The sequence below is a fragment of the Streptomyces sp. NPDC059895 genome (genome assembly GCF_042731035.1).
In the GTDB taxonomy this organism is placed as follows: domain Bacteria; phylum Actinomycetota; class Actinomycetes; order Streptomycetales; family Streptomycetaceae; genus Streptomyces.
The window spans coordinates 40,685-58,174 of record NZ_JBHWKO010000007.1 but is presented as its reverse complement, the minus strand read 5'-3'; the positions used below and the strand labels follow the sequence as shown (position 1 = coordinate 58,174).

Below are 17,490 nucleotides of genomic sequence, written 5' to 3'. Positions count from 1 at the left end.
CACGTCCCGAACCCGTACGACCGCACGTCCCGAAGCCGTAAGCCCGCACGTCCCGACTTCCACCGCCCGGCACGCCGGTGCCGGGCCGAATCGACCGAAAGGAGGCGATTCGTCCATGACCTCTCAGCGCGCGGAACTGACGCCGCAGATGCTCCAGTACGCCGAGAAGTTCGACGACCGCGGTGAGATCCGCTGGCTGCCCTACCTGATGTACTTCCACGCCTCGGACCACCGCTCCGAGGTGGTGAACACCGACCGGCTCGGTTTCCGCCTGTCCGAGGGGCAGGGACAGCGGGCGTCGGCCGGCGGACGGGTGCCCGAGGGGCCCGTCCGGCTGATCGCCGGCAGCTCCACCGTCTTCGGGATCGGCGCCTCCTCGGACGGGGACACCCTGGCCTCCCGGCTGTGGGACCGGCACGCGCCCGCCCTGCCGTGGCTGAACTTCGGCGGCCGGAGCTTCAACTCCGCCCAGGAGCTGCTGCTCTTCACGCTCTACCGCCATCTGGTGCCGCAGATCGAGGAGATCGTCCTGTTCACCGGGTTCAACAACCTGGGCCTGGCCCGGCTGCCCCGCTGGATGCAGGGCGACAGCGGCGCCTTCTTCAACGGCCACGAGTACTTCGAGCAGGTGCAGGAGCTCCAGGCCCGGCAGCGCCGGGCGACCGGGCAGTCGCGGTGGTCGGCCCGCCGGGCACCGCAGCGGTCCGAGGCGGAGCTGAGCGTTCCGGACCTCTCCGGCCAGCTGGACCTCGCGGTCGAACTGACGCTGCGCCACCTCGACAACTGGCGGCTGATCGCCCAGGGGCTCGGGGCCCGGCTCACCTTCGTCCTCCAGCCGCTCGCGCCGTGGGTGCGCGAGCGGCCGGCCCACCAGGAGCGACTGCTCTTCGACGAGCTGGACGGCATCGCCAATTTCAGCCAGGCGTACGGCGACATCTGCACGATCGAGGCGGGGCGGCGGTACGCCGATCAACTCCGCGGCGGCTGCGAGAAACTGAACGTTCCCTTCCTCGACCTGAACCCCGTTCTCGGTTCGGCGATCAAGGACGAGGACTGGGTGTTCGTGGACCGTATTCATTTCACCGACGAGGGTCACGACATCGTGGCCGGCCTGCTCGCCGAACAACTCGCCCTCCGGTGACCTGACAAGGGGAATTCCATGGGTTTCATCCGCAAAATCGTCGATGCTCTCTTCCGGCGCCGCCGCAGAAAGCGGAACAACGACGCCTCCATTTATCCGATGTTCTAGGAGGGAGGACCGGTAACGATGTCTTCGACAGCCCTGCGGCCGACGGGGAAACCCGACCGCGACACCGCGCGGCCCCCCTCCTGGGCCAGGACGTGGTACGCCGCGTTCTGCGATCCGGAGAGCCCGCACGCGGACCGGGTGCCGGTGGCCGACGTCCGCGACGCGATCGACCGGTCGGTACCGTCCGACCACGCCCCCGCCGACCTGGAGGCACTGTGCCGGGAGGCCGAGGCCTGGGCCGCCGACGAGACGCGGGTCTTCCGGGACCTGGCCGGCCGGGCCCGGCAGGAGGCCGTCCGTGAGCTCGTGGCGCAGCGGCTGGCGCTCGACTGCTCGCCGTTGAACCTGGTGTCCGGCGCGTGGCTCCAGTGGCTGAGCAGCATGGCCGAGGCGGACGACCCCGCGGCCCTGGACGCGCTGACCCTGTACGCCTCGGACGTCGGGGTCGGTCATCCGCGCGCCTCTAGGGGCCACGCCCATCTCTCCCTCCTCCAGGGCCTGCGGGTGGCGGAGAACGCGGTGCCGGCCGCCCGTACCGCGCTCGATGCGAGGGTGCGGGACGACGCGTTCGTCGTCCCGGCGCTCCTGCTCCTGATGAGCCGGCGGCCGGAGGACTTCCGCGCCGAGATCCTCGGCGCGGACCTCTGCCTCCGGCAGGTCGGCCTGCTGCCCGCGATGGCGCCGCTCAAGGACCTGGTGGACGCGGGCGTCGACTGGGACGCGCTGCACCCCGGCGCGCCCCGGCCGCAGGAGCCGGCGGGCGGGCTGAAGGCGTCGCTGGCCGCGGTCGACGCCCTGGTGGAGCAGTCGCCGCCGCAGACGCGTGCCCGCGTCCTGGCGGGGGCCCGGTGGGCGTTCACGGCGCTCAGGCAGTGGCACGAGGCGCTGCGCGCCGAGCTGGCCGGCGTCCTCGACCCGCGCCGGCAGGCCGCCGAGCTCATCCGGCTGCGGGCCCGTGAGGGCGCGGTCTACCACCGCTCCTTCCAGCTGGAGGGCCGGCCGCTCGCCGAGTGGCTCGACGAGGCCCGCGACGACCCGTACCCGCTGCTCGCGGCGCTCGCCGGAAGTTCACTGATCCGCCCGGGCCGCCCGGAGCGCAGCCCCCTCGTCAACGGTCTGGTCGGCGAGCGCGGCGCGATGTTCCGCGTCTTCTCCGAGGAGGACCTGGCGATCCTGCGCCGCTGGATCGCGTCCCTCCCCCATGGTGACGACGGCGCCGACGGCTCCGACGGCTCCGGCGGCTCCGGCGGCTCCGGCAAGGACCCGTCCGCGCGGCGGGCGAGCGGGGCGGCCGCGGCTCAGGACGGGCCGTCCGTCCGCCCGTGGGCCTCGGTGCACGCGGCCCTGGAGAAGGAGCCCGAGGACGGCCGGGCCCCCGCGGACCTGCGGGAGGCCTACGTCCTGCTGCAACGGCGCGCCCAGACCCCGGCCGTGCGCCGCTACGCCCTGGAGTACGTCCACGGGTGGCTGGGCCGGGCACGGGTGCGGATGGCCCGGCAGGACATGCCGCTGCCCGACACCTGGCCCGCCGAGGGGCTGCGGCCGTGGCTGTCGGGGCAGCACGACCGGCACGCCGAGGAGTTCGAGCGCACCTCGGACGCCGGGCTGCCGACCCGGGAGCAGTTGATCGAGTCGACGCTCCAGCTGGCCCCGCTGACGATGATCGACGGTGCCTGGCTCCAGGGGTTCACCGACTACCACCTGGCGTCCTCGGACATCGGCCACTCGCTGTTCGAGACGTACTGGGACGAGCTCGGCAACGGCCACACGCGGCTGAACCACCCGCTCATCTACCGGGAGCTGGTCGCGGACATGGGGGTGGACCTCCCACCGACCGGCTCGGCGGAGTTCGCCCGCTGGCCTGGGTTCCGGGACGGCTCCTTCGAACTGCCCGTGTTCTGGCTGAGCATCGGCCGTTTCCCGCGGACGTTCCAGCCGGAGGTGCTGGGGCTGAACCTCGCCATGGAGCTCTCGGGCGTGGGCGGCAGTTACCGGCGGGCCCGGCTGGCGCTGCGCGAGCACGGCTTCAGCACGCGGTTCGTCGACATCCACAACACCATCGACAACGTCGCGACGGGACATTCCGCGTGGGCGGCCGACGCCATCGACGCGTTCATGTCCTCGGCCGCGGTGGGCAGCGGGCTCCAGGCCCGCGAGACGGCCTGGCGCCGGGTGCGGGAGGGCTACCGGTCCCTCAGCCCGCCCACCGGCATGCACGCCTGGCTGGCGGACCGGCGGGCCCGGTGGCAGAGCAGAAAGCGTTGAGCGGAAGCGTTGAGCGGAAGGGAACGTGACATGGCCGATCTGATTCTGGGCATCTCGGCGTACTACCACGACAGTGCGGCCGCCCTCGTCGCCGACGGCGTCCCGGTCGCCGCGGCCCAGGAGGAACGCTTCAGCCGCACCCGGCACGACCCCGGTTTCCCCGGGCGGGCGGTCCGCTACTGCCTGGAGGAGGCGGGGGTCCGGCTCGACGACGTGGCGGCCGTCGCGTACTACGAGGATCCGGCGCTGAAGTTCCGGCGGGTCCTCGCCACGTACCTGGGCGCCGTGCCGCACGGCGCCGCCTCCTTCCGCACGTCGCTGCCCGAGTGGCTGGCCTGGAAGCGCTCCACGGTGCGCACGGTGCGGGACGGCCTGGCGGAACTGGGGGCGGGCCGGGTCCCGCCGGTCGTCGCCCGCCGGCACCACGAGTCGCACGCGGCGTCGGCCTTCTTCCCGAGCCCCTACGAGTCCGCCGCCGTCCTGTGCGTCGACGGGGTCGGCGAGTGGGCCACGACGACGCTGTGGCACGGGCGGGGCACCAGCCTGGAGCCGCTGACCGAGATCAGGTTCCCGCACTCCCTGGGGCTGCTCTACTCCGCCTTCACCTACTTCTGCGGGTTCAAGGTCGACTCCGGTGAGTACAAGCTGATGGGGCTGGCGCCGTACGGCACTCCGCGGTACGCCGGCCTGATCCGCGAGAGGCTCATCGACCTCAAGGACGACGGCTCGTTCCGGCTCGACATGCGGTACTTCGCGTACCTGGCGGGCCAGGTGATGACCGGCCGGGCCTTCGAGGAGTTGTTCGGCGGGCCGCGCCGGCAGCCGGAGGCGGCACTCACCGAACGGGAGTTCGACCTCGCCGCCTCCGTCCAGGCCGTGACCGAGGAGGTCGTCCTGCGGCTGGCGCGCACCGCGCGGCGCGTGACCGGTGAGAGCCGGCTCTGCCTCGCCGGGGGCGTCGCCCTGAACTGCGTCGCCAACGGCAAGGTCATCCAGGAGCGGGTGTTCGACGAGGTCTGGATCCAGCCGGCGGCCGGCGACGCGGGCGGTGCCCTCGGCGGGGCCCTCGCGGTCGCGCTCGAACGGGGAGCCGGACGCCCCCACCTCGGCACCGGCCGCGACGCCATGTCGGGCTCCCTGCTCGGCCCCTCGTACGGCGCGCGGGAGGTCCGGGAGTTCCTGGACGGCGTGGGAGCCGTCTACACGGAGCTCGATCCGAAGGACACCCCCGGTGTGGTGGCCGACCGACTGGCGCAGGGCGCGATCACCGGGTGGTTCCAGGGGCGGATGGAGTTCGGCCCGAGGGCGCTGGGCGCCCGGTCGATCCTCGGCGACCCGCGGGACGCCGACATGCAGTCGGCGATGAACCTGAAGATCAAGTTCCGGGAGTCCTTCCGCCCGTTCGCCCCGTCCGTCCTGCGCGAGGACGTGAAGGAGTACTTCGACCTGCCCCAGGAGAGCCCCTACATGCTGGTGGTCGCGGGGGTGGCCCCGTCCCAGCGCCTCGCGGTCGAGGAGGCCGCCGACGACGTCACCGGCCTGGACCTGCTCAAGGTGCGGCGGTCGACGATCCCGGCGGTGACCCACGTCGACCACTCGGCGCGGGTGCAGACCGTCGGCGAGCAGGACAACCCCGCCTACTACCGGCTGCTGTCCGCGTTCAAGGAGCGGACCGGCTGCCCCGTGCTGGTGAACACCTCGTTCAACCTCCGCGGGGAGCCGATCGTCAACACGCCCCGCGACGCCTACACCTGCTTCATGCGCAGCAACATCGACGTGCTGGTCCTCGGTGACCTGCTGCTGGAGAAGAAGGACCAGCCCGCCTGGCGCGAGTCGGAGGACTGGCGCGAAGCGATCCCCCTGGACTAGGGGGCACCAGCCGGCCCCACCGCCGTCCGACGGGCCGTCGGCGGCGCAGCACCACACGGAGAAGGACCTCGATGCGAAACCTGCTGCTGTCCATCGTCTACTACGTCCTGGTCGTCCCGGCCGGACTGCTCGCCCGGCTGGTCAGGGACCCGCTCTCCCGCGGCCTGGACCGGGGCGCCGGCACCTACTGGGTCACCAGTACCGGTGGTGTCACGGGCCGGAAGGCGGCCGTCCGATGACGACGTCCGACGCCCGTCCGGGGACGGAGGGTCCGGCCCGCGCCCTCGCGTTCGTCGAGAGCAACCTCACCGGCACGGGCATGCAGGCGCTGCGGCTGGCCCGCTCCCTGGGGCTGCGCACCCTCTTCGTGACCTCGGACCTCGACCGCTACTCCGTGGACCCGGACACGGCCCGGACGATCCGCGAGGTCGCGGACGAGATCCTGCACTGCGACACGCAGAGTCCGGAGGCGATCGAGAAGGCGCTGCTCGCCTCCGCGACACCGGTGGCCGGCGTGATGACGGTCATGGAGTACTACGTGCCCACGGCGGCGGCCACCGCGCACCGCATGGGGCTGCCGGGGCTGGACCCCACCGCGGCGGACATCGCCCGGGACAAGCTGAAGACCCGTGTGCGGTGCGCCGAACGCGGGGTGCCGGTCCCGGAGTTCCGCTTCGTCCGCGGCGCCGAGGAGGTCGACGCGGCGCTGGCCGTGACCGGCCTGCCCTGTGTCGTGAAGCCGATCGACGAGTCGGCGAGCATCGGGGTCGCCCTGTGCCGCACCCGTGAGGAGGCCGTCGCCCGGGTCGCCGACATCGCCGGACGGCCGACCAACTCCAAGGGCCAGCCCCGCGTCCCCGGCGCGCTGCTGGAGCAGTGCCTGTTCGGGCACGAGGTCAGCGTGGAGACCTTCACCGTCGGGGGCTCCACGACGGTCCTGGGCGTCACCGACAAACTGCTGGGCCCCACACCGCACTTCGTCGAACTGGGCCACACCTTCCCCTCGTCCGTGGGCGAGGGGGCGGCCCGGGCCGCGGACCTGGCGGTGGCGGCCCTGGACGCCATCGGCTTCGACTTCGGTCCGGCTCACGTGGAGGCCAAGCTGACGCCGCGCGGGCCCGTGCTGATCGAGATCAACGCGAGGACGGGAGGGGACTTCATCCCCGATCTGGTCGAACACGGGACGGGAGTGCCGCTGCTGCGGCAGTCGGTCGTCGCCCACAGCGGCGGACGTCCCGACCTCACGCCCACGCGGGCCCGGGGGGCCGCCATCCGCTTCATCGCCGGACGGTCGGGAACGGTGGACTCCGTTCCCGACACCGGCGTCCTGGCGAACTTCCCCTCGGTCGTCGCCCACCGCGTGAAGGCGACCCCCGGGCAGCGGACCACCTGGCCGTCCCACAGCCACGAGCGGCTGGGGCACGTGATGACCTGCGCGGAAACCGCCGGCCAGGCCGCGGCGGACGCCGACGCGGCACTCGCCCACCTGGCGCCCACGTACCGGGAGTGACCCCGCGCGGGTGGCTTCCGTCGCCGGGGGCGGCGCAGTGGGCCCGCGCACGCGACGGCCGGGACGGCGCGGTGGAGCGCCGGCCCGGCCGTTCGGCCCTCGAGGGGCGTGATCGCCTGTTACCGGGCCGCCTTCGCCGGGGCGGCTGCCTGCTGCTCGGCATCTCCGGTCAGCGTGATGTCCTCGTCCTCGGCCGCGTGGAAGTGGGGCAGGGGCACGAAGCCCTGGGGCCGCAGCTCCATCAGGGTGGCCTGGACGTGGGCCTCGCCGGGCGTGAGGGCGTCCGGTGCGGCCTTGCCGGTGTTCACCCAGCGGTGCTCGGCGCCGTCGCACACCGCCCGGGTGCCGCCGATGCCGTACTGCGTGGGCGAGGTGCTCTGGCCGATGGAGGTGCTGACGACGACGGGGCCCGAGTTGCCGACGCAGCGGTAGGTGCCGGAGAGGGTGACGGTGCCGTCCTCGGCGATCCGGCCGGTCGGGTCGACGGTGACCGTCTCGGAGGCGTCGGCGGCGGCGGGTGCCGCCGGGGCGGCGAGCAGGAGCAGGGCGGCACCGGCGGCCGCGGTCAGGACGGGGCGCAACGACATGGAAGGACCTCCTGTTGTGGGGGCTTCCACTGGTACCGCTCGATCGCCTCCGAGCCCGTGACCGTCACCCCTTCGGTGGCGAGTCCGCGCCGCGCGTCGGCGGACGGTCGTGGAGTCGTCCTGGTGCTGTCACGATCGGGGCCCGCCTCTGGCGACGGCGGTCCGGCGGGCGCATGGTCGGTGCACTGGGCCGCCGCAGGGCCGGTCCCCTCTACGTGGAGGTGCGCCATGTGCGACCACGACGTGCCGAGCGCGTCCGCCGACGCGGCACACGTCGTCGCCGCCCGCCCCGAGCAGGGCTGGAGCCTGCTGTGCGACGGCACGATCGTCTTCGACGACTCCGGCGAGCCGCTGCCCGACGGCCGGGTGGTGGCCCCGCACCGGGGGACGGCCGGGCGGCCGGCCGTCGCCGCCTGATCAGTCCGGCAGGACGGCGAACCCGTCGAGCTCGACGAGGGCCCGCTCGTCCCACAGCCGGACGATCCCCACGACCGCCATCGCCGGGTAGTCCCGGCCCGCCGACCGCCGCCACACGCGGCCGAGTTCGGCGGCGCGGGCCCGGTAGGCGGCGACGTCCGTGACGTACACGGTGACGCGCGCCAGGTCCGCGGGGGTGCCGCCCGCGGCCCGCAGCGCGGTGAGCAGGTTGCCGAGCGCCCGTTCGAACTGCTCCGGCAGTGTCCGTCCGACCACCTCGCCGTCGGCGTCGAGCGCGGTCTGACCGGCCAGGAAGACCACGCGGGAGCCGGTGGCGACGACCGCGTGCGAGAAGCCGACCGGCGGGGACAGCTCGGGCGGGTTGACGCGCTCGGCGGTCACCGCGGCGCCTCCGCGGCCGCGTACAGCTCCTTGGCGATGATGCCGCGCTGGACCTCGCTGGCCCCTTCGTAGATCCGGGGGGCGCGCACCTCGCGGTAGAGGTGCTCCAGCAGGTGTCCCCGGCGCAGCGCCCGGGCGCCGTGCAGCTGGACGGCCGTGTCGACGACGTACTGGGCGGTCTCGGTGGCGAGCAGCTTGGCCATGGCGGAGCGCCGCGGGACGTCGGGGGCGCCGGTGTCGTAGGCCGTGGCCGCCGCGTAGACCATCAGGCGGGCCGCCTCCGTGCGCAGGGCCATCTCGGCGACCTGGTGGGCGACCGTCTGGAGGTCCCGCAGCTTGCCGCCGAACGCGTCGCGCCGGGCGGTGTGGGCGAGGGTGGCGTCGAGCGCGGCCTGGGCCATGCCGAGGGCGAGGGCGCCGACGCTGGGGCGGAACAGGTTGAGGGTGTCCATGGCGACCCGGAAGCCGCGGTCGGGTGTGCCGAGCACGTCGTCGGCGGTGACCCGGACGGCGTCGAAGCCGAGGGTCCCGACGGGGTGCGGGGAGAGCAGGTCGAGCGCGGAACCGGTCAGGCCTGGGCGGCCGGCGGGGACCAGGAAGGCGGTGACGCCCCGGGCGCCGGCGCCCTCGGTGGTGCGGGCGAAGACGGTGTGCAGGTCGGCCTCCGGGGCGTTGGAGATCCAGCACTTCTCGCCGGTCAGGCGCCAGGCGTGCGGCCCGTCCGGCTCGGCGGCCAGGGACAGCGCCGCCGCGTCCGAGCCGGCGCCCGGCTCGCTCAGCGCGAAGGCCGCCACCGCGCTGCCGTCGGCGACGCGCGGCAGCCACCGGGCGCGCTGGGCGGGGGTGCCGTGGGCGTGGACCGGGTGCGCGCCCAGTCCCTGGAGGGCCAGGGCGGTCTCCGCCTCGGTGCAGGCGTACGCCAGGGACTCGCGCATCAGGCACAGGTCGACCGCGCCGGAGGTGAACAGACGGGCCAGCAGGCCGAGGCGGCCGAGTTCGGCGACGAGCGGGCGGTTGACGCGGCCGGGTTCGCCCCGGTCGGCGAGGGGGCGCAGCCGGTCGGCGGCGAGGGCGCGCAGTGCGGCGCACCAGGCGGTCTGTTCCGGTTCGAGTGAGAATGCGGGCATCACCGGACCCCTCTCCGCGACGGTCTCGCGTCGGCCTCCCGCCGCCTCCTCGACGGTATCGCGAACCGTTGACTGCCGTCACCAACACGATACGCTCGGGGCGCGAGCCCACCACGACGCCCGTCACGGCGCCCTGAGGGCGCCCCTCCAGGCAAGGGGGCGATCCGCCATGAACGACTCGGCGCATGTCGACACCTTCGCGCGCGACCATCTCCCGCCGCCCGGCCAGTGGCCCGAGCTCCGCTTCGACCTGCCGGAGCTGCGCTACCCCGAACGGCTGAACTGCGCCGCCGAGCTCCTCACCGGCCCCGCCCCCGACCGGCCCGTCTTCCGCACCCCCGCCGGCCCCGCCTGGACGTACGGCGAGCTGCGCGCCCGCGTCGACCGGCTCGCGCATCTGCTCACCGGCGGCCTCGGGGTCGTCCCCGGCAACCGGGTGCTGCTGCGCGGGCCGACCACGCCGTGGCTGGCGGCCTGCTGGCTGGCGGTGCTGAAGGCGGGCGGGATCGCCGTCACCGTGCTGGACCGGCAGCGCCCGCACGAGCTGCGCACGATGTGCGCGACGGCCCGTGTGGAACACGCCCTGTGCGACGTCCGGGCCGTCGAGGACCTCGCCGGGGCCGGGGTACCGGGCCTGCGGATCACCACCTACGGCGGGGACGCCCCCGACGACCTGCTGCGCCGGCCCGCGCCGGACACCCCGTACCGGGCCGTGGACACGGCCGCCGACGACGTGGCGCTGATCGCGTTCACCTCCGGCACCACCGGGCGGCCGAAGGGGTGCGCGCACTTCCACCGGGACGTCCTCGCCGTGGCCGACACCTTCTCGGCGCGGGTGCTCCGGCCGCGCGCGGACGACGTCTTCGCCGGCTCTCCCCCGCTCGGCTTCACCTTCGGCCTCGGCGGGCTGCTGGTCTTCCCGCTGCGGGCCGGGGCGAGCGCGCTGCTGCTCGAACAGGCCGGGCCCCGGCAGCTGCTGGACGCCGTCGCCCGGCACCGGGTGTCGGTGCTGTTCACCGCGCCCACCGCCTACCGCGCGATGCTCGCCGGCCTCGACGGGCACGACCTGTCGTCGCTGCGCCGCTGTGTCTCGGCGGGCGAGAACCTGCCCGCGGCCACCTGGCGCGCCTGGCACGAGCGGACCGGGCTGCGGCTGATCAACGGCATCGGCGCCACCGAACTGCTGCACATCTTCATCTCCGCCGCCGACGAACGGATCCGGCCCGGCACGACGGGCGTCCCCGTCCCCGGCTGGCAGGCGCGTGTGCAGGACGAGCACGGGGAGCCCGTCCCCGACGGGCAGCCGGGGCTGCTCGCCGTGCGCGGACCGGTCGGCTGCCGCTACCTCGCCGATCCCCGGCAGAGCGCGTACGTGCGCGACGGCTGGAACATCACCGGCGACACCTACGTCCGCGACCGCGACGGCTACTTCCGGTACGTCGGCCGCGCCGACGACATGATCGTCTCCGCCGGGTACAACATCGCGGGACCCGAGGTCGAGGAGGCCCTGCTGCGGCATCCGGACGTCGTCGAGGCGGCGGTCGTCGGGCGTCCCGACGAGGCGCGCGGGCAGGCCGTCGTGGCGTTCGCCGTGCTGCGCGCGGGGGCGCGGCCGGACGTCGGGGCGCTGCGTGCCTTCGTCCTGGCCGAGCTGGCGCCGTACAAGTGCCCGCGCGAGATCGTCCTCCTGGACGCCCTGCCGCGCACGGCGACGGGCAAACTCCAGCGGTTCCGGTTGCGCACCGCCGCCGACGCCGATGCCGACACCGATGGTGACCAGCAGTGATGCCGACGACCTAAGATGATCAACGTGTCCGACCAGCCTGCACCTCGGTCTCTCATCGTCACGCTCTACGGCGCGTACGGCCGCTTCACGCCGGGCCCGGTGCCCGTCGCCGAGCTGATCCGGCTGCTCGCCGCGGTCGGCGTCGACGCGCCCTCCGTGCGCTCCTCGGTGTCCCGGCTGAAGCGGCGCGGACTGCTGCTGCCGGCCCGCACCGCGCAGAACGCGGCCGGCTACGAACTGTCCGAGGAGGCCCGGCAGTTGCTGGAGGACGGCGACCGGCGGATCTACGCCACCGCGCCGCCCGGCGACGAGGGCTGGGTGCTGGCGGTGTTCTCCGTGCCGGAGTCGGAGCGGCAGAAGCGGCACGTGCTGCGGTCCCGGCTGGCCGGTCTGGGCTTCGGTACGGCCGCCCCCGGCGTGTGGATCGCGCCGGCCCGCCTGCACGAGGAGACCCGCAACACGCTGCGGCGGCTGCGCCTCGACCCGTACGTGGACCTCTTCCGCGGCGAGCACCTGGGGTTCGCGCCGACCGTCGAGGCCGTGGCCCGCTGGTGGGACCTGGCGGCCGTGGCCAAGCAGCACGAGGCCTTCCTGGACCGGCACGAACCCGTGCTGCGCGCCTGGGAGGCGCGCGCGGACACCCCCGCGGAGGAGGCCTACCGCGACTACCTCCTCGCCCTCGACTCCTGGCGCCACCTGCCCTACGCGGACCCCGGCCTGCCCGCCCGTCTGCTCCCCGACGACTGGCCCGGGGTCCGCTCGGCGGCCGTGTTCCGGGGGCTGCACGAGCGGCTGCGGGACGCGGGCGCGGAGTTCGCCGGGGTGCCCGCGACCGCCTGACGGGTCAGCTCCTCAGCGACGGACGGGGTCCGGGCGCGTCCGCGCGGCCGGTGCGCGGGGGGCGGCTGCCCGCCCGGTACGGTGCCGGCCAGACGACGCCGGGGCCGTCGTAGCCCTGTTCGGCGGCGGCGTGCAGCGTCCAGTGCGGGTCGTACAGGTGCGGGCGGCCCAGGGCGCACAGGTCCGCCCGTCCGGCCAGGACCAGCGAGTTGACGTCGTCCCAGGAGGAGATCGCGCCGACCGCGATCACCGGGACGCCGACCGCGTTGCGGATCCGGTCCGCGAACGGCGTCTGGTACGACCGCCCGAACTCCGGTGCCTCCTCGGCGACGACCTGCCCGGTGGAGACGTCGATGGCGTCGGCGCCGTGCGCGGCGAAGGCGCGGGCGATCCCGACGGCGTCCTCGGCCGTCGTGCCGCCCTCGGCCCAGTCGGTGGCGGAGATCCGCACCGTCATGGGCCGTTCCCCGGGCCACACGGCCCGGACGGCGTCGAACACCTCCAGCGGGAAGCGCAGCCGCCGCGCGAGCGAGCCGCCGTAGGCGTCGGTACGGCGGTTGGCCAGCGGGGAGAGGAAACCGGACAGCAGGTAGCCGTGCGCGCAGTGCAGTTCGAGCAGGTCGAAGCCGGCCCGCGCGGCCCGCCGGGCGGCGGCCGTGAACTGTTCGCGCAGATCCGTGAGCTGGGCCCGGCCGAGCTCCCGGGGCAGCCGGCCGCCCGGTTTGTACGGCAGCGGGGAGGCGGCCACGAGCGGCCAGTCGCCGTCGGGCAGCGGTTCGTCCATGCCCTCCCACATCGGGCGGGTGGAGCCCTTGCGCCCGCAGTGGCCGAGCTGGACGCCGATCGCGGTGCCCGGCGCCCGCGTGTGCACGAACTCGGTGATCCGCCGCCACGCCTCGGCCTGCCGGCCGGTGTACAGGCCGGTGCAGCCGGGTGTGATGCGCCCCTCGGGGGACACGCACACCATCTCGGTCATCACCAGGCCGGCCCCGCCGAGGGCCCGGGAGCCGAGGTGGACGAGGTGGAAGTCGCCGGGCAGGCCGTCCGTCGCCGAGTACATGTCCATCGGGGAGACCACGACGCGGTTGCGCAGGGTCAGGCCGCGCAGCCGGAAGGGGGTGAACATCGGGGGCGTGCCGGGCGGGCAGCCCGCCTCCCGCTCCACCGCGCCGGTGAAGCGGGGGTCGCGCAGCCGCAGGTTGTCGTGGGTGACGCGGCGGCTGCGGGTGAGCAGGTTGAAGGCGAACCGGCGGGGCGGCTGGTCCACGTACAGGGCGAGGTCCTCGAACCATTCCAGGCTGGCCCGGGCGGCGCGCTGGGTGGAGGCGACGACGGGCCGGCGCTCCTCCTCGTAGGCGGCCAGCGCCCGTTCCAGGGACGGCTGTCCGTCCAGGCAGGCGGCGAGGGCGAGGGCGTCCTCGACGGCGAGCTTGGTGCCGGAGCCGATGGAGAAGTGGGCGGTGTGGGCGGCGTCGCCCAGCAGGACGAGGTTGCCGTGCGACCAGCGCTCGTTGACCACCGTGCGGAAGGTGGTCCACGCGGACCGGCGGGACCTCAGCGGCCGCCCGCCGAGCGCGTCCGCGAAGATCTTGGCGCAGCGCTCGGCCGACTCCCGCTCGCCGAGCTCCTCGAAGCCGGCCGCGCGCCAGACCTCCTCGCGCATCTCGACGATCACCGTCGACGCGCCGGCGGCGTACGGGTAGCCGTGCAGCTGCATCACGCCGTGCTCGGTCTCGGCCGTCTCGAAGCGGAAGGCGTCGAAGGCGACGTCGGCGGCCAGCCAGAGGTAGCGGCACCGGTGGCCGACGACGTGGGGCCGGAACACATGGGCGTACGCCTCGCGGGTGGTGCTGTGCACACCGTCGGCGGCGACGACGAGGTCGTACGCGGCCACGAGCCGCGCCGGATGCGGCGCCTCGGCGCGGAAGCGCAGGTCGACGCCGAGGGAACGGCAGCGGTCGTGCAGGATCCGCAGCAGTCGCTGCCTGCCGAGGGCGGCGAAACCGTGGCCGCCGGAGGTGTGGCGGACGCCCCGGTGCACGATGTCGACGGCGTCCCAGCGGACGACGTGCTCGCGCAGGGCCTCGTGGACCACCGGGTCGGCGTGTTCGATGCCGCCGAGGGTCTCGTCGGAGAGGACGACGCCGAAGCCGAAGGTGTCGTCGGGGGCGTTGCGTTCCCAGAGGGTGACCTCGCGGCCGGCGTCCAGGCGTTTCAGCAGGGCCGCGGCGTAGAGGCCGCCCGGGCCTCCGCCGGTGATCGCGATACGTCGGGGGTGGTTCGTCCCGTCGCGCGGGTACGGGCCGGTGGGGGCCGGTCGCGTCCCGCGGCGGAGCCGGAGGTCGGCACGGCCCCGCGCCCCTGGGGCCGGCGTCCTCGCGTCGGCCGCCCGGTGCCGTCGGTCGGGCGTCACCGCCTCACCGCCCCTGCCACTTCGGCGTCCTCTTCTCCGTGAACGCCGCGTGGAACTCCGCGTAGTCCTCGCCGTTCATCAGCAGGGCCTGGGTGGCCGCGTCCAGTTCGACCGCCGCCGCCAGCGGCATGTCGAGTTCGGCCGTCAGCAGTGCCTTCGTCCGGGCGTAGGCGAGGGCGGGGCCGTCGGCCAGGCGGCGGGCCAGGTGTTGTGCGGCCTGCTCCGCGCCGCCGTCCTCGGCCAGTTCGCTGATCAGGCCGATCCGCTCGGCCTCGGGAGCGCGCACCGGTTCGCCGAGCATGAGCAGCCGGGTGGCGTGGCCGAGGCCCACCACCCGGGGCAGCAGGTAGGCGGCGCCCATGTCGCCGCCGGAGAGGCCGACGCGGGTGAAGAGGAACGCGAAGCGGGCGGTGGGGTCCGCGACCCGGAAGTCCGCGGCCAGGGCGAGGACGGCGCCGGCGCCCGCGGCCACCCCGTGGACGGCCGCGATCACCGGGAACGGGCACTCACGTACGGCCCGCACGACCTGTCCGGTCATCCGGTTGAAGTCGAGGAGCTGGGCGGTGTCCAGGGAGAGGGTGGCGCCGATGATCTCCTCGACGTCGCCGCCGGAGCAGAAGCCGCGTCCCTCGCCGGCCAGCACCAGGGCGCGCACGGAACGCTCCCGGGAGAGTTCGGCGAGCAGGTCGCGCAGGTCGGCGTAGGCGCCGAAGGTGAGCGCGTTGAGTTTCTCGGGGCGGGCGAGGGTGACGGTGGCCACACCGTCGGCGTGGGTGACGCGGAGGTGGTGCCAGTCGGAGGTGCGGGCGGCGGAGCCGGTGAAGGGACTCATGAGGGCGGCCTCCTCGACGAGTGGTCACTCTCGAAATTATCACCCTTGCGTGACTGCCGTCAGGAGTGCGCGACAGAGGGGGAGGGTATGCCACCGGGGAGTCACCGCCTGACCGGTCCGCGTCAGAGCCGTCACCGGTCCTCGACAACCCGGTAACAGCGGGATCGGGCGCGCGAGCGGGGCCGTTGAGCCGGGTGACGGGGCCGTTGAACCGGATGAGCCGGCCGGTGACGCGGTCGACGGTCCCGGACGGCGACCGCTCCGCGCCCGGGCGGGAGGCCCGCCGTACCATTCCCCGAGTCGAGAGCAGGACCGCCTGATGCCGAGCACGGGAACCTGCGCCAGGAACGGACCCGCCGTGCACGAACGCCCCGCCTCACCCGCCTCCTGGCGCATCGCGCTGCCGCACTCCGCCGCGGCCGTGCCGGTGGCCCGCGCACTGGTCCGTACGGCCCTGACCGGGCTGGAGCACGCGGCGGACAGCGACACGGCGGAGCTGCTCACCGCCGAGCTGGTGGCGAACGCCGTGGAGCACACCGCCGGGGACGACCCGATAGAGCTGGTGGTGCGGCTGCTGCCGGCCGGCTGCCAGATCGAGGTGCACGACCCCGACCCGGCCCCGCCCGGCGATCTGACGCGCCCGCGCGGCGGGCAGCCCGACCCCTGGCAGGAGCACGGGCGCGGTCTGCTGCTGCTCCGCGCCCTGAGCTCGTCCTGCGGCCACCGCCCCACCGCGGGGGGCAAGGCGGTGTGGTTCAGACTGGCAGCGGTTCCGCCGCAGCGGCGTCCGCGTCCCGCGTGACCTGCGGCAGCCGGGAGTTGCGGCGCCCGTAGAGGGCGTACACCACGAGTCCCGCCGCGAGGAACAGGGCGAACTGGAACCAGGTCGCCCAGCCCGTCTCGTACATCAGGTAAAGGCAGCAGCCGACGCCGAGCAGGGGCAGCAGGGGGCAGAGCGGCACGCGGAAGGTGCGGGCCAGGTGGGGGTCGCGGCGGCGCAGGGCGATGACCGCGATGTTGACGACGGCCATGATGGCCAGGGTGCCGATGGTGCACAGGTTCATCACGGCGTCCAGGGAGGCGAAGGCCGCCGGGAGCGCGAAGACGACCGCGACGATCAGCGTGCCGGCGACCGGCGTGGCGGTGCGGGGCGAGACCCTCTCGAAGACGCGCGGCACGAGTCCGTCACGGGCCATGGACAGCAGGATGCGGGTCTGGCCGTACATCACCGCGAGGACCACGGACGCGATGGCGACGACCGCGCCGAACGCGATGATCCCGCCGCCGACGGAGGAGCCGGTGACCTTGTCGACCACGTACGACAGGGCGGCGGGGCGGCCGCCGACCTCGTCGCCGCCGACGGCGCCGATCGCGGCGAGCGCGACCGCGCAGTACAGCAGGGTGACCACGCCCATGCAGACGAGGATCGCCACGGGCACGTCCCGGCGGGGGTTCCTGGCCTCCTCGCCGGCCGTGGTGATCGCGTCGAAGCCGATGTAGGAGAAGAAGGCCGCGGTGGTGCCGGCGCCGATGCCGCCGAGGCCGGCCGGGGTGAACGGGGTGAGGTTGCCGTCCCGGAAGGCGCTGAGGCCGATCGCGCAGAAGACGACGAGGATGGCGATCTTGAGGACCGCCATGGCGGCGGTGGCCCGGGCGCTCTCGCGCACGCCGCGCACCAGCAGGACGGCGGCCATGGCGATGACGAGGACGGCGGGCAGGTTCACCGCTCCCCCGTCGCCGGGGCCGGCGGACAGGGCGGCGGGCAGCTGGTGGCCGGTGAGGCTGTCGAGCAGCTCGTTGACGTACTGGCTCCAGCCGACGGCGACGGCGGACACGGAGACGCCGTACTCCAGGAGCAGGCACCAGCCGACGAGGAAGGCGGTGGTCTCGCCGAGGCTCGCGTAGGCGAAGGAGTACGAGGAGCCGGAGACCGGGATGGCGCCGGCCAGCTCGGCGAACGCGAACGCGGTGAAGACGCAGGTGATCGCGGCCAGGACGAAGGAGACGACGACGGCCGGGCCCGCCTGGGCGACCGAGTCGGACAGGCCGACGAAGATGCCGGTGCCGACGATCGCGCCGACGCCGAAGCAGACCAGCTGGAAAAGGCCCATGGTGCGGCGCAGGCCGTGGCCCTCGCGGTCGGCGCCGGACGCGGCCACCAGGAGGGCGGGGGACTTGATGCGGGGCATGCGG

15 protein-coding genes are annotated in these 17,490 nt (G+C 74.3%); 9 read left to right on the top strand and 6 right to left on the bottom strand.

Going from position 1 to position 17,490, the window contains the following annotated elements; translation table 11 throughout:
* The first annotated feature begins 115 nt into the window (after positions 1–115).
* The 5 genes from ACFV9M_RS10670 (at position 116) to ACFV9M_RS10650 (ending at position 6,893) form a co-directional block, all read left to right on the top strand.
* A complete protein-coding gene (locus tag ACFV9M_RS10670) occupies positions 116–1,141 on the top strand; it encodes an SGNH/GDSL hydrolase family protein (RefSeq protein WP_385071331.1) in 1,026 nt (341 codons plus the stop codon).
* A 126-nt stretch (positions 1,142–1,267) separates the two neighbouring features.
* Positions 1,268–3,514 (top strand): iron-containing redox enzyme family protein, encoded by a 2,247-nt coding sequence (locus ACFV9M_RS10665; protein ID WP_385071328.1) that lies wholly within the window; start codon positions 1,268–1,270, stop codon positions 3,512–3,514.
* A 30-nt stretch (positions 3,515–3,544) separates the two neighbouring features.
* Positions 3,545–5,383 (top strand): carbamoyltransferase, encoded by a 1,839-nt coding sequence (locus ACFV9M_RS10660; protein WP_385071325.1) that lies wholly within the window; start codon positions 3,545–3,547, stop codon positions 5,381–5,383.
* Positions 5,384–5,454: 71 nt separating this feature from the next.
* Positions 5,455–5,622 (top strand): hypothetical protein, encoded by a 168-nt coding sequence (locus tag ACFV9M_RS10655; RefSeq protein WP_385071323.1) that lies wholly within the window; start codon positions 5,455–5,457, stop codon positions 5,620–5,622.
* A complete protein-coding gene (locus tag ACFV9M_RS10650; RefSeq protein ID WP_385071320.1) occupies positions 5,619–6,893 on the top strand; it encodes an ATP-grasp domain-containing protein in 1,275 nt (424 codons plus the stop codon). The genes ACFV9M_RS10655 and ACFV9M_RS10650 overlap by 4 nt, the downstream gene beginning before the upstream one ends.
* A gap of 119 nt (positions 6,894–7,012) precedes the next feature.
* On the opposite strand, the gene ACFV9M_RS10645 is transcribed toward ACFV9M_RS10650, so the two are convergent.
* Complete coding sequence (locus ACFV9M_RS10645) at positions 7,013–7,480, bottom strand: DUF6299 family protein (RefSeq protein ID WP_385071318.1); 468 nt, start codon at positions 7,478–7,480, stop codon at positions 7,013–7,015.
* Positions 7,481–7,708: 228 nt separating this feature from the next.
* Between ACFV9M_RS10645 and ACFV9M_RS10640 the strand changes: the two genes are divergently transcribed.
* Positions 7,709–7,897 carry a DUF5999 family protein gene (locus ACFV9M_RS10640; protein WP_385071315.1) on the top strand — a complete coding sequence of 63 codons (189 nt, stop codon included), beginning with the start codon at positions 7,709–7,711 and terminating at the stop codon, positions 7,895–7,897.
* On the opposite strand, the gene ACFV9M_RS10635 is transcribed toward ACFV9M_RS10640, so the two are convergent.
* Together ACFV9M_RS10635 and ACFV9M_RS10630 are read right to left on the bottom strand one after the other, a co-directional pair.
* Positions 7,898–8,299, bottom strand: coding sequence for a RidA family protein (locus tag ACFV9M_RS10635; RefSeq protein WP_385071313.1), 402 nt, complete (start codon positions 8,297–8,299; stop codon positions 7,898–7,900). It abuts the gene before it with no gap.
* Positions 8,296–9,426, bottom strand: a complete 1,131-nt coding sequence (locus tag ACFV9M_RS10630) for an acyl-CoA dehydrogenase family protein (protein WP_385071310.1) — start codon at positions 9,424–9,426, stop codon at positions 8,296–8,298. Before ACFV9M_RS10630 ends, ACFV9M_RS10635 begins: the two co-directional genes overlap by 4 nt.
* 169 nt (positions 9,427–9,595) lie before the next feature.
* On the opposite strand from ACFV9M_RS10630, the gene ACFV9M_RS10625 reads away from it, so the two are divergent.
* Positions 9,596–11,212, top strand: a complete 1,617-nt coding sequence (locus tag ACFV9M_RS10625; RefSeq protein ID WP_385071307.1) for an AMP-binding protein — start codon at positions 9,596–9,598, stop codon at positions 11,210–11,212.
* A 15-nt stretch (positions 11,213–11,227) separates the two neighbouring features.
* The gene (locus ACFV9M_RS10620; protein ID WP_385071304.1) at positions 11,228–12,052 is read left to right on the top strand and encodes a PaaX family transcriptional regulator C-terminal domain-containing protein; all 825 of its coding nucleotides are present in this window, start codon (positions 11,228–11,230) and stop codon (positions 12,050–12,052) included.
* A 4-nt stretch (positions 12,053–12,056) separates the two neighbouring features.
* Here the strand turns inward: ACFV9M_RS10620 and ACFV9M_RS10615 are convergent, their stop codons facing one another.
* Both ACFV9M_RS10615 and ACFV9M_RS10610 read right to left on the bottom strand, forming a co-directional pair.
* Positions 12,057–14,465, bottom strand: coding sequence for a bifunctional salicylyl-CoA 5-hydroxylase/oxidoreductase (locus ACFV9M_RS10615; RefSeq protein ID WP_385071301.1), 2,409 nt, complete (start codon positions 14,463–14,465; stop codon positions 12,057–12,059).
* A gap of 4 nt (positions 14,466–14,469) precedes the next feature.
* Positions 14,470–15,297 (bottom strand): enoyl-CoA hydratase family protein, encoded by an 828-nt coding sequence (locus ACFV9M_RS10610; protein WP_385071298.1) that lies wholly within the window; start codon positions 15,295–15,297, stop codon positions 14,470–14,472.
* 319 nt (positions 15,298–15,616) lie between these two features.
* Between ACFV9M_RS10610 and ACFV9M_RS10605 the strand changes: the two genes are divergently transcribed.
* Positions 15,617–16,099 carry an ATP-binding protein gene (locus ACFV9M_RS10605; protein WP_385071296.1) on the top strand — a complete coding sequence of 161 codons (483 nt, stop codon included), beginning with the start codon at positions 15,617–15,619 and terminating at the stop codon, positions 16,097–16,099.
* Here the strand turns inward: ACFV9M_RS10605 and ACFV9M_RS10600 are convergent.
* A complete protein-coding gene (locus ACFV9M_RS10600) occupies positions 16,053–17,486 on the bottom strand; it encodes an amino acid permease (protein ID WP_385071293.1) in 1,434 nt (477 codons plus the stop codon). The two genes, ACFV9M_RS10605 and ACFV9M_RS10600, sit on opposite strands and share 47 nt — an antisense overlap.
* Between the last annotated feature and the right edge of the window lie 4 nt (positions 17,487–17,490).

Excerpts from the sequence above, each read along its gene's own strand:
- ACFV9M_RS10670 (WP_385071331.1), top strand. The coding sequence starts at position 116 with ATGACCTCTCAGCGCGCGGAACTGACGCCGCAGATGCTCCAGTACGCC.
- ACFV9M_RS10665 (WP_385071328.1), top strand. The coding sequence starts at position 1,268 with ATGTCTTCGACAGCCCTGCGGCCGACGGGGAAACCCGACCGCGACACC.
- ACFV9M_RS10660 (WP_385071325.1), top strand. The coding sequence starts at position 3,545 with ATGGCCGATCTGATTCTGGGCATCTCGGCGTACTACCACGACAGTGCG.
- ACFV9M_RS10655 (WP_385071323.1), top strand. The coding sequence starts at position 5,455 with ATGCGAAACCTGCTGCTGTCCATCGTCTACTACGTCCTGGTCGTCCCG.
- ACFV9M_RS10650 (WP_385071320.1), top strand. The coding sequence starts at position 5,619 with ATGACGACGTCCGACGCCCGTCCGGGGACGGAGGGTCCGGCCCGCGCC.
- ACFV9M_RS10645 (WP_385071318.1), bottom strand. The coding sequence starts at position 7,480 with ATGTCGTTGCGCCCCGTCCTGACCGCGGCCGCCGGTGCCGCCCTGCTC.
- ACFV9M_RS10640 (WP_385071315.1), top strand. The coding sequence starts at position 7,709 with ATGTGCGACCACGACGTGCCGAGCGCGTCCGCCGACGCGGCACACGTC.
- ACFV9M_RS10630 (WP_385071310.1), bottom strand. The coding sequence starts at position 9,426 with ATGCCCGCATTCTCACTCGAACCGGAACAGACCGCCTGGTGCGCCGCA.
- ACFV9M_RS10625 (WP_385071307.1), top strand. The coding sequence starts at position 9,596 with ATGAACGACTCGGCGCATGTCGACACCTTCGCGCGCGACCATCTCCCG.
- ACFV9M_RS10620 (WP_385071304.1), top strand. The coding sequence starts at position 11,228 with ATGATCAACGTGTCCGACCAGCCTGCACCTCGGTCTCTCATCGTCACG.
- ACFV9M_RS10610 (WP_385071298.1), bottom strand. The coding sequence starts at position 15,297 with ATGAGTCCCTTCACCGGCTCCGCCGCCCGCACCTCCGACTGGCACCAC.
- ACFV9M_RS10605 (WP_385071296.1), top strand. The coding sequence starts at position 15,617 with ATGCCGAGCACGGGAACCTGCGCCAGGAACGGACCCGCCGTGCACGAA.
- ACFV9M_RS10600 (WP_385071293.1), bottom strand. The coding sequence starts at position 17,486 with ATGCCCCGCATCAAGTCCCCCGCCCTCCTGGTGGCCGCGTCCGGCGCC.